Here is a 13,812-nt window from a genome sequence, read left to right as displayed (position 1 = left end):
CGTGGGCATGAGCGAGACCCCGGACAGCGTCGTCCACGCCGTACGCACGTACATCGAGCAGCACCGAGCCGCCTTCCTCGGCGACCTGGCGGAGTGGCTGCGCATCCCCTCCGTCTCGGCGCAGCCGGACCGGGCGGGAGACGTGCGGCGCAGCGCCGAATGGCTGGCGGCCAAGCTCACGGAGACCGGCTTCACGACCGTCGAGGTGTGGGAGACGGACGGAGCCCCGGCGGTCTTCGCCGAGTGGCCCTCCGGCGAGCCCGACGCCCCGACCGTCCTGGTCTACGGCCACCACGACGTGCAGCCCGCGGCCCGCGAGGACGGCTGGCACACGGAGCCCTTCGAGCCGACGGTGGTCGACGGCCGGATGTACGCACGGGGCGCCGCCGACGACAAGGGCCAGGTGTTCTTCCACACACTCGGCGTCCGCGCCCACCTCGCCGCGACCGGCCGGACGGCCCCGGCCGTCAACCTCAAGCTGATCGTCGAGGGCGAGGAGGAGTCCGGCTCCCCGCACTTCCGCGCGCTCGTCGAGGCGCACGCCGACCGGCTCGCCGCCGACGCCGTGATCGTCTCCGACACCGGCATGTGGTCCGAGACGACCCCCACCGTCTGCACCGGCATGCGCGGGGTCGCCGACTGCGAGATCGAGCTGTACGGCCCCGACCAGGACATCCACTCCGGTTCCTTCGGCGGCGCCGTGCCGAACCCGGCGACCGTCGCGGGCCGGATCGTCGCGGCCCTCCACGACGAGAACGAGCACGTCGCGATCCCCGGCTTCTACGAGGGCGTCACCGAGCTCTCCGACGCGGAGCGCGCCCTCGTCGCCGAGCTGCCCTTCGACGAGGCCGCCTGGCTGCGCACGGCCAAGTCCCACGGCACCCTCGGCGAGACCGGCTTCTCCACCCTGGAGCGCGTCTGGGCCCGCCCGACCGCCGAGGTCAACGGCATCGGCGGCGGTTACCAGGGCCCCGGCGGCAAGACGATCGTCCCCGCCTCCGCCCAGCTGAAGCTGTCGTTCCGCCTCGTCGCCGGCCAGGACCCCGACAAGATCGAACTGGCGGTACGGGACTGGCTCGCCGGCCTCGTCCCCGCCGGCATCCGGTACGAGATCGTCTTCGGCGCCCCGACCCGCCCCTGCCTCACCCCGCTCGACCACCCCGCCCTCAAGGCGGTCGCGGGCGCGATGAGCCGGGCCTTCGACGGCGCCAAGGTCCGCTACACCCGCGAGGGCGGCTCGGGCCCGGCCGCCGACCTCCAGGACGTGCTGGACGCGCCCGTCCTGTTCCTCGGCATCTCCGTACCGTCCGACGGCTGGCACGCCCCCAACGAGAAGATCGAGCTCGATCTCCTCATGAAGGGCGTCGAGACGACCGCGTACCTGTGGAGCGGCGACCTGCCCACCGCCCTCCACGGCGCCGAGCGCTGAACTAACACACCGATCCGGGGGAGTTGGAAGCACCTGTGAGCACCATGAAGAACACCACGACGGGCGACCGGCCGGACCGTCCGATCTCGCTCACCGCGCCGAGCGGCATCGACCGGGCCGCCCACCACCGCCTCGACGAGGCGTGGCTCGCGGCGGCGTGGAGCCACCCGACCACCCGCGTCTTCGTGGTCTCCGGCGGCCAGGTGCTCATCGACGACCGCCCCGACGGCACGACCGAGCTCGTCATGACCCCGGCCTTCGAGGCCCCGGTCACCGAGACCCACCGCTACTTCCTGGGCACGGACGCCGAGGGCGTCTCGTACTTCGCGCTCCAGAAGGACACCCTGCCGGGCCGCATGGACCAGTCCGCGCGCCCCGCCGGGCTGCGCGAGGCGGGCCTCCTCCTGTCCGACCGGGACGCGGGCCTCATGGTGCACGCGGTGGCCCTGGAGAACTGGCAGCGGCTCCACCGCTTCTGCTCGCGCTGCGGCGAGCGCACGGTCATCGCGGCGGCCGGCCACATCCGCCGCTGCCAGGCCTGCGGCGCGGAGCACTACCCGCGGACCGACCCGGCCGTGATCATGCTGGTCACGGACGACGAGGACCGCGCCCTGCTCGGCCGCCAGGTCCACTGGCCCGAGGGCCGCTTCTCGACGCTCGCGGGCTTCGTCGAGCCCGGCGAGTCGATCGAGCAGTCGGTCGTCCGCGAGGTCTTCGAGGAGGCCGGCGTCACGATCGGCGAGGTCGAGTACACCGGCAGCCAGCCCTGGCCCTTCCCGTCCAGCCTGATGCTGGGCTTCTTCGCCCGCGCCACCTCGGCGGAGATCAACGTGGACGGCGAGGAGATCCACGAGGCCCGCTGGTTCTCCCGCGAGGAGCTCGCCACCGCCTTCGAGACCGGCGAGGTCCTCCCGCCGTACGGCATCTCGATCGCCTCGCGCCTGATCGAGCTCTGGTACGGCAAGCCGCTCCCGAAGCCCGGCGACGTTCTCTAGACCCTTTCCGCGAGACCCTTCCCGCGCTCGGGAGGTCAGTCGCGCCAGAAGCGCCACCGGGCGTGCGGGGGCGCGCAGTCGCCGGCGCCGACGGCCGCGTGGTAGGCGCGCTCGACGGCCGCTTCCCGGTCCTCCCCGGATCCCAGGGAGGACGTGGCGAAGGTGCACTCGGGACTGACGGTCTGGCCGGCGTACCAGCCGACGGACCCGGCGACGAGGGCCGTCACCGCGCAGGCGACGAGGAGGAGCCGACGCGTGTCGGCCGGCAGGGCAGAGGGCATCCGCGCATCGTACGAGCGCCCCCGGACACACGGGAGCCCCCGGCCGTCCCGGCCGGGGGCTCCCGTCGTCGCTCCGACGCGGTCTCAGACCGCCAGCGCCTGCTTGACCTGGGCGAGGGACGGGTTGGTCATCACCGACTCGCTGCCCTGGTCGGAGACGACCAGGACGGTCGGGACCGTCTGGTTGCCGCCGTTGGCCTTCTCGACGAACGCCGCCGACTCGGGGTCCTGCTCGATGTTGATCTCCGTGTACGCGATTCCCTCGCGGTCCATCTGGCTCTTCAGCCGACGGCAGTAGCCGCACCAGGTGGTGCTGTACATCGTCACAGTGCCCTGCATGGCCTGGCGCTCCTCTTGTTCGCGGACGGGTGCCGAGGAGAAGAACGTACGGCTTCCCGGCGCCATTCCCGGAATCCGTATGACCGGCGTCATTCGTATGACCGGCGCCTCCCGCCTGTGGACAAGGCGCGGCTGGCGGGACGGGGGACCTGGCAGCATGGAGAGCGTGACAGCAGCAACGCACTCCACTCTCTTCCCGCAGGTCCCGGAGACGGCCGACGCGGTGCTCGACGGGCTCGACCCCGAGCAGCGCGAGGTCGCCACGGCCCTGAGCGGCCCGGTGTGCGTGCTGGCGGGAGCCGGCACGGGCAAGACACGGGCCATCACGCACCGGATCGCGTACGGGGTGCGGTCGGGGCAGCTCCAGCCCGCCAGCGTGCTCGCCGTCACCTTCACCAACCGGGCCGCGGGAGAGATGCGCGGGCGGCTCCGGCAGCTCGGCGCGGGCGGCGTCCAGGCGCGGACCTTCCACTCCGCCGCCCTCCGCCAGCTCCAGTTCTTCTGGCCGAAAGCCGTCGGTGGCGATCTGCCCCGGCTCGCCGAGCGCAAGATCCAGCTCGTGGCCGACGCCGCCGCCCGATGCCGCGTGCGGCTCGACCGCAACGAGCTGCGGGACGTCACGGGCGAGATCGAGTGGGCCAAGGTCACCCAGACGGTCCCCGCCGACTACCCGGCGGCGGTCGCGAAGGCCACCAGGGACGCCCCGCGCGACCCGGCGGAAATCAGCCAGATCTACGCGATGTACGAGCAGCTCAAGCGCGACCGCTCGGTGATCGACTTCGAGGACGTCCTGCTGCTCACCGTCGGCATCCTCCAGGACCGGCACGACATCGCGGACCAGATCCGCCGCCAGTACCAGCACTTCGTGGTGGACGAGTACCAGGACGTCTCGCCGCTCCAGCAGCGGCTGCTCGACCTCTGGCTCGGCGAGCGGGACAACCTCTGCGTGGTCGGCGACGCCAGCCAGACGATCTACTCGTTCACCGGCGCCACCCCCGACCACCTGCTGAACTTCCGCCACCGGCATCCGCACGCGACGGTGGTCAAGCTCGTCCGCGACTACCGCTCCACCCCGCAGGTCGTCCACCTCGCCAACGGCCTCCTGAACCAGGCGAGCGGCCGCGCCGCCGAGCACCGCCTGGAGCTGATCTCCCAGCGCGACCCGGGCCCCGAGCCGGCCTACACGGAGTACGCCGACGAGCCCGCCGAGGCCGAGGGCACCGCCCGCCGCATCCGTGACCTCATCGCCGCCGGCGTCCCCGCCGGGGAGATCGCCGTCCTCTACCGGATCAACGCCCAGTCCGAGGTCTACGAGCAGGCGCTCGCCGACGCGGGCGTGCCCTACCAGCTGCGCGGCGCCGAGCGCTTCTTCGAGCGCCAGGAGGTACGGGAGGCGGGCATCGCCCTGCGCGGCGCGGCCCGCGCCGGGGGCAACGACTCCCTGCTCGACGACGCCGAGGACCTGCCCGCGCAGGTCAGGGCCGTCCTCTCGACCAAGGGCTGGACCACCCAGCCGCCGTCCGGCTCCGGCGCCGCCCGCGACAAGTGGGAGTCCCTCGCCGCCCTCGTCCGGCTCGCCGAGGACTTCGCCCGCGCCAAGCCCGGCGCCACCCTCTCCGACCTGGTCGCCGAGCTCGACGAGCGGGCCGCCGCCCAGCACGCCCCGACCGTCCAGGGCGTCACGCTCGCCTCGCTGCACGCGGCGAAGGGCCTCGAATGGGACGCCGTGTTCCTCGTCGGCCTCACCGAGGGCATGATGCCGATCACGTACGCCAAGACGGACGAGCAGGTCGAGGAGGAGCGCCGCCTGCTGTACGTGGGGGTGACCCGGGCCCGGCTCCACCTCGCGCTCTCCTGGTCGCTCTCCCGGGCCCCCGGCGGCCGCGCCTCCCGGCGCCCCACCCGCTTCCTCAACGGCCTGCGGCCCGGCTCGGGCTCCCTCGGCCGGAGCAGGCCCCTCGCCCTCGGCGGCGTCGAGCGGGGTCTCGGACCCGCCCGCCGCAAGCCGCGCGGCCCGGTCCTGTGCCGGGTCTGCGGGGCGACGCTCACCGAGGCGGGCGCCATGAAACTGCTGCGCTGCGAGGACTGCCCCTCGGACATGGACGAGGGCCTGTACGAGCGGCTCCGGGACTGGCGCGCCGAGCAGGCCCGCGAGCTCGCCCAGCCGGCCTACTGCGTCTTCACCGACAAGACGCTCATGGCCATCGCCGAGCGCGTGCCGACCACCGACGGGGAGCTCGCGGCGATCTCGGGGGTCGGCACGCGCAAGCTCGTCCGCTTCGGGGCCGACGTCCTGGCCATCTGCGCAGGTGGGGAGGGCGGGACAGGTGAGATCGAGGTCTCTTGAAAACTCGTGGGAAAAATAGTTTGCGCCTGCCCCGTCAAGCGCCATAGGTTCTTAACCACGGAAACGGCGGCTTCTTCGAAGCCCTGTCTTCGTGCTGTACTTGTCCAAATAAACACTTGAGGGTCCGGCTCACACCCGAGCCCTCCGAGACGCCGAGAGGAGGCGATTCCCCGTGATCAGCAGCTGCATCAAGACCCGCACCGTCAGCTCCGCCGACGTTGCCGTCGTTGCCGCCAACGCCAAAATGACCGATCGCTCGGTCGCCTCCGCCCGCATCCTCGGCTTCTCCGCCTCGGCCTTCATTGGCACCGGTCTGTCCGTCGCCGGCTCGTCCGCCGCCGCTCTTTCCGTCGCCCATGTCCCGGCCACCGGTCTGCCCGTCGTCGGCCTGCCCGTCGCCGTTCTCTCCGGTCTCGGCTTCGCCGTCCGCGTGGAGCGGGGCAATGAGCGACCGACCAAGGCACTGGACGCAGCTGCAGGCAAGGCCACGGCGTATGGCTTTGCGGCGACCGGTGCCGGCACGCAGCAGCAGACGATGACGCACGACCACAAGATGTGGGCCTTCCGTGGGCTCGAACCCTGGAGCGATCCAGTCTGATCCAGGATCAGACAGGCGCCTTCAGGGCCGCGGAACCCCACCCGGGATCCGCGGCCCTTCTGTTTGTCCCCGACCGGGGGCGACGGAGCGAAGGGGCCTCGGCCGAAAACCCGGTACCAGCCGAAACCCCGGCCAACAGGCCGGAACGACCAGACGAGGAATGACCACCGTGCATCTCGAAGCGCACGCCCCGTCCGTACCGCCTTCCGACTCGAACTCCCTGCCCGGCCTCACGGAGGACCCCGCTTTGACCCCCCTTACCGCGCTCACCGCGCTCGACGACGCCATCGAGAACCTCGGCGTCCCCGTTCCCTGTCGCACCTACGACCCCGAGGTCTTCTTCGCCGAGTCCCCGGCCGACGTCGAGTACGCGAAGTCCCTCTGCCAGACCTGCCCCCTCGTCACCGCCTGCCTGGCCGGCGCGAAGGAGCGCCGCGAGCCCTGGGGCGTCTGGGGCGGCGAGCTCTTCGTCCAGGGCGTGGTCGTGGCCCGCAAGCGGCCCCGTGGCCGTCCGCGCAAGAACCCGGTCGTCGCGGCATGAACGTCACCGGAACCATCGACCGCCCCCTCACGCACGATCCCCAGAAGCAGGACCCGATGACCTCTTCCGCCAGTGAGCCCCTCGGCTCCGCGACCTCACGCTTCTCCACCGCCGGCGCGCACACCTCGCGTCAGAACAGGACCCGCGAAATGCAACTCATCCCCGAAGCCCTGGCCCGTGCCCATATGCATGAGCGCCACCGCGAGGCCGACGCGGAACGCCAGGCCGTGCGCCTGGTCGCCGCCCGGCGCATGCAGCGCCGCGCCGAGCGCGTCTCGCTGCGCGCCCGCCGCGCCCTGGCCATGGCCGTCATGAACTGACCCTCACGGGTCGGAGCCACGCACACCCCGCGCCCCCTCCGGGGCGCCCCCGCGGTGCGTTGCCCGCTCCGCGGGGCGCCCGCCGGGCTATCGTCACGAGGATGAACGACGCCCGTACCCCCGAGGCGCCCCTCGCCTGCGCGCGCTGCGGAAAGACCGCCGACACCCTCCCGCTGACCTGGACGTGCTCCGTGGAGAACGGCCGGCGCGAGTACTTCTGCGAGGAGTGCGCCCGTGCCAACATCCGCGCGATCGAGGGCCGACTCGACTCGGCCTGGTGGTGACCGCCCTCAGCCGCCGACCGGTCCCCGGTCGGCGTCCGGGTCGACGAACCCCGGCAGCCACTCCTCCAGCTCGTCCCGCAGCCGCACCGTCGCGTTCAGCTGGCAGAGCACGCCGATCGTGCTGAGCGTCACACGGTGTATCAGCAGGTACGAGGGCGGCAGGTTGAGCTGCTTGCCCAGCTGGTGCGCGGGGGAGCGGGGATCGGCGATCCGGGTCGCCTGGGCGCGCAGCCAGCCGCGCGTGAACAGGAAGGACTCCGCGTCGGCCGGTTCGATGATCGGCAGCAGGTACTCCAGGACGGCTTCCGGGTCGAGGGCGACGGACTCCTTGACGAAGCCCTCCCCGCGCAGCAGCTCGTAGACGGTCTCGGCCTCGCCGCCGAGCGCTCTGCGCAGACAGACGCCGATCGTCTCCGGCAGCCCGCCGGGCAGCCGGTCCACGGTCCCGAAGTCGAGGACGCCGAGCCGCCAGCTCGCCGGATCGTCCCCGTCCCCGTCCTCGGCCCCGCCCGGGGGCCCGGGCAGCAGCCGGAAGTTCCCCGGGTGCGGGTCGGCGTGGAGCAGACCGGTCCGCGAGGGGCCGGAGAAGAGGAAGCGGGCCAGGAGCTGCCCGGCCCGGTCCCGCTGGGCCTGCGTGCCGTCCGCGATCACCTCCGAGAGCGGGATCCCGTCCATCCACTCCGTCACGAGGACCTGCTCCGACTGGTGCACCACCGCCGGCACCACCACGTCGGGGTCCTCGGCGAAGGTCCCCGCGTGCGCCCGCTGGGCGGTGGCCTCCAGCTCGTAGTCCAGCTCCTCGGAGACCCGGTCGCGCATCTCGGTGATCAGCGGCTTGATGTCCATCCCCGGCACCAGCGGTCCGAGGAGCCGGGCGAAGCGGCTCAACTGCGTCAGGTCCGAGAGCAGGGCCTCCCCTGCGCCCGGGTACTGCACCTTGACCGCGACCTCGCGCCCGTCGTGCCAGACGGCCCGGTGCACCTGGCCGATCGACGCGGCGGCGGCCGGCTTGTCCTCGAACTCCAGGAACAGTCCCCGCCAGTCCTCGCCGAGCCGCTCACCGAGCACCGCGTGGACGGTGCTGGTCGGCATGGGCGGCGCGGCCTCCTGAAGCTTCGTCAACGCCACCCGGTACGGCCCCGCGACCTCTTCCGGAAGGGCGGACTCGAAGACGGACAGCGCCTGCCCGAGCTTCATCGCCCCGCCCTTCAGCTCGCCCAGGGTCTTGAACAGCTGGTCGGCCGTCCGCTCCTTGAGCTCACGGGCCACGAGCTCGGCGGACTTCCCGCCGATCCGCTTGCCCAGGCCCCAGGTGGCCCGGCCGGCGAAGCCCAACGGCAACGCGGCCAACTTGGCGGTCCGGGTGACCGCCTTCCGGGGAAGATCAGACATGCGCCCCTCCAATTCCCAGACTGCCGTGCCGCGCAGGGCCGTTACCCCGCCATTGTGTCCTGCGCACCTCGGGCCCCGGTGGTGCCCTCCCTCTCCGCGCCGCGCGCCGCCCCGCAGGGGCAGGCCGGGTGCGGCCGCAGCTGTTCGGCACGCCACTCCAACAGCGGAAGCGACACCTCCCACCGGGCGCCGGTGCTCGCGGGCAGGTCCCCGTCGAGGAAGGCGAGCGCGTGGGCCGCGGCGAGCCCCGCCACCGCCGTGGCGAGCGCGAGGTCGCAGGCCGGCAGCGGGTGCGGAGGCCCCGAGCGCCACTGCGCGAGCAGCAGCGGTCGGAACGGCTGCCGGTCCGTCAGGTGCTCCTGGAGGCAGCGGGCGCAGGCCGTCCCGCCGGGCAGGACGAGCGGGCCGACCGTCCCCGTCGCCTCCAGCACGCCCACGTACAGATGGGGGGTGCCGGTGGCGATCCACGGTTCGGCGGGGAGCGGGTCGGGGACGTACGCCCCGAGCCCGTCCCGGGGCGCCACCACGACGAGTGACAGCGGGGGAGTCCCGCGGTTGCCGTCCTCGGCGGTCGGGCAGCCCCGGTCGACATCTCGCTCCGGGCCGCGGCCGGTGTCCCGCCCGGCGCCCCGTGCGAAGCCCCGGGCCCAGCGCCCGACCAGGCGCCGGGCCGCCGTCACCCGGCGCTCGCCGACGGACTCGGCGGGCAGTCCGCCGGGGGCCGTCTCCCACGGCTCGACGCGCCCCGCGTCCAGCACCTCGACCGTCCCCACGCCCGCCGCCGAGAGCAGGGCCGCCACCGTCGCCCCCACCCGTCCGGCGCCCCGGACCTGGACGCGCATCGCCCGCCGGGCGCCCAGCGTCCGTACCGCCCGGTCCGGCTCGCGGTGGACGACGGAGAGGGAGGCGAGGTCCGCGCGGAGCGGGTCGAGAGCCGTGTCCACCGCCCCGGCCCGCGGACCCGCCCTTCCCGGCCGCCCGGTCGCCGCGTCGGCGAGGAGTCCGGAGGCCGCGAGCCGGCCGACGAACTCCTCCAGGTGTCCGTCCGGCATCCCGAGCTCCCGCGCCTCGGCCCGCAGCCGCTCCATCCCCCGCGTGCCGTCGAGCAGCCCGAGGACCGCCCCCGTGTCCGTCGTGACCGGACTCATCACCACCGCGTGCGCGGGAGTGACGCCGAACTGGACGCACTGCAGACCCCGCCAGGCGCGCCGCAGCGCCGGCTTCACCATCGGATGCATTTCCCCCGCCCCCGCTCTGACCTTTGGTTCCGGACCACATTTCATGATCGGCAACGGTCGTTCCGTCGCTCTGAGGAGAGAATGCCCCGGCGCCGCGACGGCCGCCGAAAGTTGTCCACAGGGCGGGGGAATAGTCATTCAAATGATCAAACGTGGGCCCGTGCCGTCCCCGAAAACGGTCCGGAACCGATCCGGAGACGGGACTTCCGCCACCGTCGCCGGGTAACGTCGGGGCCGTGCCCGCCGACCCGCAGAGCAGCGTGACCAGCCAGCCGCCCCGCGGCTCGGGGACGAGTGCGGTCGAGGTCCGCAGAAGCCCGCGGCGGAGCAGAACCGTCTCGGCCTACCGCGAGGGCGACCGGACCATCGTCCTCATCCCGGCCCGCATGTCCGAGGCCGAGGAGCGCCGCTGGGTCACCGTCATGCTCGACAAGCTCGCCGCCCAGGAGAGCCGCGGCGTCCTCGGCGACCGCGAACTGACCGAGCGGGCGCTCAACCTGTCGGAGCAGTACTTCGGCGGCCGGGCCCGCCCCCGCTCCGTCCGCTGGGTCACCAACCAGAACACCCGCTGGGGCTCCTGTACCCCTTCCGAGGGAAGCATCCGCCTCTCCCACCGGCTCCAGGGCATGCCGGAGTACGTCGTCGACTACGTCCTGCTGCACGAGCTGGCACACCTTCTGGTCCCCGGCCACGGCCCGGGGTTCTGGCGGCTCCTGGAGGCCTACCCCCGCACCGAGCGCGCCCGTGGCTACCTGGAGGGCGTGGTCGCCGCCGCCCGCCTCCCGCACCTCCCGGCCGCCCGCGACGAGTGACGGGGCGGATACCCCGAGGTGAGGACGAGCGCGTCAAGTTCGCGATTCCGTACCGATAAACGACCCGGCCTGTCTCAATGTCGTACTCAGCCGTTAGCCTGGCGCGAACATTCGCCATTCGGGATGGGGGACGGTCGTTACGCATGGCCAGGGAATTCCAACGCGGCCACAAGGCCAAGATCAGTGATCTGACCGCCGGAACGGATCTGTACGTCGGCGTGCAGATCGCGGCGCCCGGACTCACCTTCGACATCAGCTGCTTCGGGCTCGACGCGGAGGAGCGGCTCTCCGACGACCGCTACTTCGTCTTCTTCAACCAGCCGAAGTCGCCCGAGGAGTCCATCCAGCTCCTCGGCGCCCAGTCCGGTGACACCGAGTCGTTCCGCGTCACCCTCGACCGCATCCCCGCGAACATCCACAAGCTGTCGTTCACCGCGACCATCGACGGCGCCGGCCAGATGTCCCAGGTCGGCCCCGGCCACCTGCGGATCGTCGCGGGCGGCGAAGAGGTCGCCCGGTACGCGTTCACGGGCTCGGAGTTCAGCACCGAGCGCGCCGTGATGCTCGGCGACTTCTACCTGAAGGACGTGTGGCGGTTCGCCGCCGTCGGCCAGGGCTTCGACGGCGGCCTGGACGCGCTCCTGCGGAACTTCGGCGGCGAGGTCGCCGAGGACGAGCCGGCGGCGCCCCAGGCACAGGCCCCCGCCCCCGGTTTCGGCGCGCCGCCGCAGGCCGCGGCGCCCCCCGCCTTCGGCGCGCCCGCCGCCGCGGCCCCGCCGGCCCCCGCGCCCGCGTTCGGCGCCCCGCCGGCGCCCGCGCAGCCGGTCCACGCGGCACCCACGATGGTCGCGCCCGTCGCGCCCGCACCGGTCCCGCCGCAGGCCCCCGCCCCGTACGGGCAGCCTCCGCAGCAGCCGTACGGCCAGGTCCCGGGTCAGGTCCCCGGGCAGTACCCGGGCCAGGGCCAGTCGCCGCAGCCGTACGGCCAGGCCGCTCCCGCCCCGTACGGTCAGCAGCCCCCGGCCTTCGGCCAGCAGCCCCCCGGGTACGGCCAGCCGGCCGGCGTCCCGCAGGGCGTCCCGGCCACCGGCGCGGGCCTCGCCGCCGCGCTCGCGCCGTACAAGGAGACCGCGACCGGCGCCCGCTGGACCCCGCAGAACCAGCAGCTCATGCGGGTCGACCTCGCCATGGGCGGCGTCCCCGTCCTCGCCCGCCAGGGCTCCATGGTCATGTACCAGGGCAAGGTCGACTTCTCCTACAAGAGCGCGGGCTTCGCCGGCCGGATCGTCGGCAACGCCACCGGCCAGGAGATGCAGCTCATGAAGTGCACCGGCCGGGGCCAGGTCTTCCTGGCCGAGGAAGGCGCGCACCTGCACCCGATCGAGCTCCAGGGCGACGGCATCTGCGTGTCCGCGGAGAACGTCCTCGCGTTCGACGAGTCCCTCCAGTACGAGGTCCGACGCATCGAGGGCCACGGCATCCCCGGCGGCGCCCTCTTCACCATGCAGTTCCAGGGCACCGGCACCGTCGTCGTGAAGACCCACGGCGTCCCCGTCGTCCTGCCCGTCACGCCGACCACCTTCGCCGACTGCAACGCGGTCGTCGCCTGGTCGTCCGCGTCCCAGGTCATCCTCTCCAGCCAGGTCCGGCTGCGCCGCAACGCCTACCCGGGCCACAGCGGGGAGACCGTCAACCTGCAGTTCCGGGGTGCCCCCGGCAACTTCATCGTCGTCCAGCCCTACGAGGTCTGAGGGAGCCCGAAGTCATGAACCAGCAACTCGCGGGCTACGCCCCGACCCCCGTCGCGGCCCGGATGGAGAACCACGGCCGCACCATGCTGAAGGTCGCCATGGCCTCCGGCCAGGACCTGTACGCCCGAGCCGGCTCGATGGTCGCCTACGAGGGCTACATCACCTACGAGCCCAACCCGCCGGCCGCCCGCCAGGTCGCCAGGGAGTGGGCCACCGGCGAGGGCGCGCCGATCATGAAGTGCTCCGGCGACGGCCTGCTCTACCTCGCCGACTACGGCGCCGACGTCGTCGTGATCAACCTCCAGAACGACTCCCTGTCCGTCAACGGCACCAACCTGCTCGCCTTCGACGCCCACCTCCAGTGGGGCGTCGAGCGGGTCAAGGGACTCGCCAAGTTCGCCGGTCAGGGCCTGTTCAACGTGGAGATCGCCGGCACCGGCTGGGTCGCGCTGACCTCGCGCGGCACGCCGATCGTCGTCGACTGCGGCCGCGGCGACGACGAGACGTACGTCGACCCCGACGCGCTCGTCGCCTGGTCCCCGGCGCTCAAGGTCAAGGCCAAGCGCAGCTTCAAGGCCTCCGCCCTCATCGGGCGGGGCAGCGGCGAGGCCATGCAGATGGCCTTCTCGGGCCAGGGCATCGTCGTCGTACAGCCGAGCGAGGACAGCACCGACCGCCTCCGGGTCCGGGGCTGAGGGGGAGCGAGAACACCATGCAGAGCCCGCTTTTCAACCACGCCGAGCAGCAGAGCCAGGAGCGGTACGTCATCCAGAACCCGCAGCTCCTGCGGGTCGCCCTCAACGGCCAGGACGACATCCTCGCCCGCAAGGGCGCCATGGTCGCGTACCAGGGACTCGTCGACTTCGACGGCGAGTACCAGACCCCCAGCCAGCGCCGGGCCCGCGCCCGCACCGGTGAGGGCCTCGACCTGATGCGCTGCTCCGGCCAGGGCACGGTCTACTTCGCCAACCTCGCCCAGCACATCCACGTCGTGGAGGTCGAGCAGGAGGGCCTCACCGTCGACAGCGCGTACGTCCTGGCGCTCGACTCGAGCCTCCACACCGAGGTCATCGCCGTCGACAGCCAGTACGGGATCTCCGGCTCGGGCAAGTACCAGCTCAACATCTCCGGCCGCGGCAAGGTCGCCCTGATGACCTCCGGGCAGCCGCTGATGATGCACGTCACGCCCGACAAGTACGTGAACGTCGACGCGGACGCGATCGTCGCCTGGTCCACCGGGCTGCGCGTCCAGATGCAGGCGCAGACGACCAACTCCAGCGTCATGCGCCGCCGCGGCAGCACCGGCGAGGGCTGGGAGCTCAGCTTCCTCGGCACGGGCTTCGCCCTGGTCCAGCCCAGCGAGGTCATGCCCCCGCAGAACGCGGGCATCGGACAGGGCGTCGCCGCCCAGTTCGGCGCCGGCCAGCACGGCTCCCACGCCCAGAACCAGAACAACGCCTGGAACTGAGCACACGTGAGGGCCGG

15 protein-coding genes are annotated in these 13,812 nt (G+C 72.7%); 11 read left to right on the top strand and 4 right to left on the bottom strand.

Going from position 1 to position 13,812, the window contains the following annotated elements:
- Positions 1-7: 7 nt before the first annotated feature.
- Positions 8-1,429, top strand: a complete 1,422-nt coding sequence (locus AB0G79_RS22850; RefSeq protein WP_360809227.1) for a dipeptidase — start codon at positions 8-10, stop codon at positions 1,427-1,429.
- A gap of 44 nt (positions 1,430-1,473) precedes the next feature.
- Complete coding sequence (gene nudC / locus AB0G79_RS22845) at positions 1,474-2,424, top strand: NAD(+) diphosphatase (protein WP_360809288.1); 951 nt, start codon at positions 1,474-1,476, stop codon at positions 2,422-2,424.
- A 35-nt stretch (positions 2,425-2,459) separates the two neighbouring features.
- Here the strand turns inward: nudC and AB0G79_RS22840 are convergent, their stop codons facing one another.
- Together AB0G79_RS22840 and AB0G79_RS22835 are read right to left on the bottom strand one after the other, a co-directional pair.
- Positions 2,460-2,705, bottom strand: a complete 246-nt coding sequence (locus tag AB0G79_RS22840) for a hypothetical protein (RefSeq protein ID WP_360809225.1) — start codon at positions 2,703-2,705, stop codon at positions 2,460-2,462.
- A gap of 84 nt (positions 2,706-2,789) precedes the next feature.
- On the bottom strand, positions 2,790-3,044 hold the full coding sequence (locus AB0G79_RS22835; protein ID WP_360809223.1) for a mycoredoxin: 255 nt from the start codon (positions 3,042-3,044) through the stop codon (positions 2,790-2,792).
- Positions 3,045-3,210: 166 nt separating this feature from the next.
- On the opposite strand from AB0G79_RS22835, the gene AB0G79_RS22830 reads away from it, so the two are divergent.
- The 5 genes from AB0G79_RS22830 (at position 3,211) to AB0G79_RS22810 (ending at position 7,134) form a co-directional block, all read left to right on the top strand.
- Entirely contained in the window at positions 3,211-5,391 is a 2,181-nt protein-coding gene (locus tag AB0G79_RS22830) for an ATP-dependent DNA helicase UvrD2 (protein WP_360809221.1), read from the top strand.
- A 244-nt stretch (positions 5,392-5,635) separates the two neighbouring features.
- The gene (locus AB0G79_RS22825; RefSeq protein ID WP_360809286.1) at positions 5,636-5,989 is read left to right on the top strand and encodes a hypothetical protein; all 354 of its coding nucleotides are present in this window, start codon (positions 5,636-5,638) and stop codon (positions 5,987-5,989) included.
- Positions 5,990-6,158: 169 nt separating this feature from the next.
- Positions 6,159-6,530: a WhiB family transcriptional regulator gene (locus AB0G79_RS22820; RefSeq protein WP_360809219.1), complete on the top strand. Its 372-nt coding sequence runs from the start codon at positions 6,159-6,161 to the stop codon at positions 6,528-6,530.
- Complete coding sequence (locus AB0G79_RS22815; RefSeq protein WP_360809217.1) at positions 6,527-6,850, top strand: hypothetical protein; 324 nt, start codon at positions 6,527-6,529, stop codon at positions 6,848-6,850. The genes AB0G79_RS22820 and AB0G79_RS22815 overlap by 4 nt, the downstream gene beginning before the upstream one ends.
- A 101-nt stretch (positions 6,851-6,951) precedes the next feature.
- On the top strand, positions 6,952-7,134 hold the full coding sequence (locus AB0G79_RS22810) for a hypothetical protein (RefSeq protein ID WP_360809215.1): 183 nt from the start codon (positions 6,952-6,954) through the stop codon (positions 7,132-7,134).
- Positions 7,135-7,140: 6 nt separating this feature from the next.
- On the opposite strand, the gene AB0G79_RS22805 is transcribed toward AB0G79_RS22810, so the two are convergent.
- Both AB0G79_RS22805 and AB0G79_RS22800 read right to left on the bottom strand, forming a co-directional pair.
- Positions 7,141-8,526: an AarF/ABC1/UbiB kinase family protein gene (locus tag AB0G79_RS22805; RefSeq protein WP_360809213.1), complete on the bottom strand. Its 1,386-nt coding sequence runs from the start codon at positions 8,524-8,526 to the stop codon at positions 7,141-7,143.
- A gap of 41 nt (positions 8,527-8,567) precedes the next feature.
- On the bottom strand, positions 8,568-9,764 hold the full coding sequence (locus tag AB0G79_RS22800; RefSeq protein WP_360809211.1) for a TOMM precursor leader peptide-binding protein: 1,197 nt from the start codon (positions 9,762-9,764) through the stop codon (positions 8,568-8,570).
- 236 nt (positions 9,765-10,000) lie between these two features.
- Here AB0G79_RS22800 and AB0G79_RS22795 point away from each other — a divergent pair, with 236 nt between their 5' ends.
- The 4 genes from AB0G79_RS22795 (at position 10,001) to AB0G79_RS22780 (ending at position 13,795) form a co-directional block, all read left to right on the top strand.
- Positions 10,001-10,576, top strand: a complete 576-nt coding sequence (locus tag AB0G79_RS22795; RefSeq protein WP_360809209.1) for a M48 family metallopeptidase — start codon at positions 10,001-10,003, stop codon at positions 10,574-10,576.
- Positions 10,577-10,719: 143 nt separating this feature from the next.
- Positions 10,720-12,327 carry a TerD family protein gene (locus tag AB0G79_RS22790; RefSeq protein WP_360809207.1) on the top strand — a complete coding sequence of 536 codons (1,608 nt, stop codon included), beginning with the start codon at positions 10,720-10,722 and terminating at the stop codon, positions 12,325-12,327.
- A gap of 14 nt (positions 12,328-12,341) precedes the next feature.
- On the top strand, positions 12,342-13,022 hold the full coding sequence (locus AB0G79_RS22785; RefSeq protein ID WP_360809205.1) for an AIM24 family protein: 681 nt from the start codon (positions 12,342-12,344) through the stop codon (positions 13,020-13,022).
- Between the two features lie 17 nt (positions 13,023-13,039).
- Complete coding sequence (locus tag AB0G79_RS22780; protein WP_360809203.1) at positions 13,040-13,795, top strand: AIM24 family protein; 756 nt, start codon at positions 13,040-13,042, stop codon at positions 13,793-13,795.
- Positions 13,796-13,812: the final 17 nt, after the last annotated feature.

Origin of the sequence: Streptomyces sp. NPDC020807 (genome assembly GCF_040641575.1) — a bacterium.
Lineage (GTDB): Bacteria > Actinomycetota > Actinomycetes > Streptomycetales > Streptomycetaceae > Streptomyces.
Note: the sequence above shows the minus strand (reverse complement) of the source record. Positions and strands in the feature narration are given on the sequence as shown.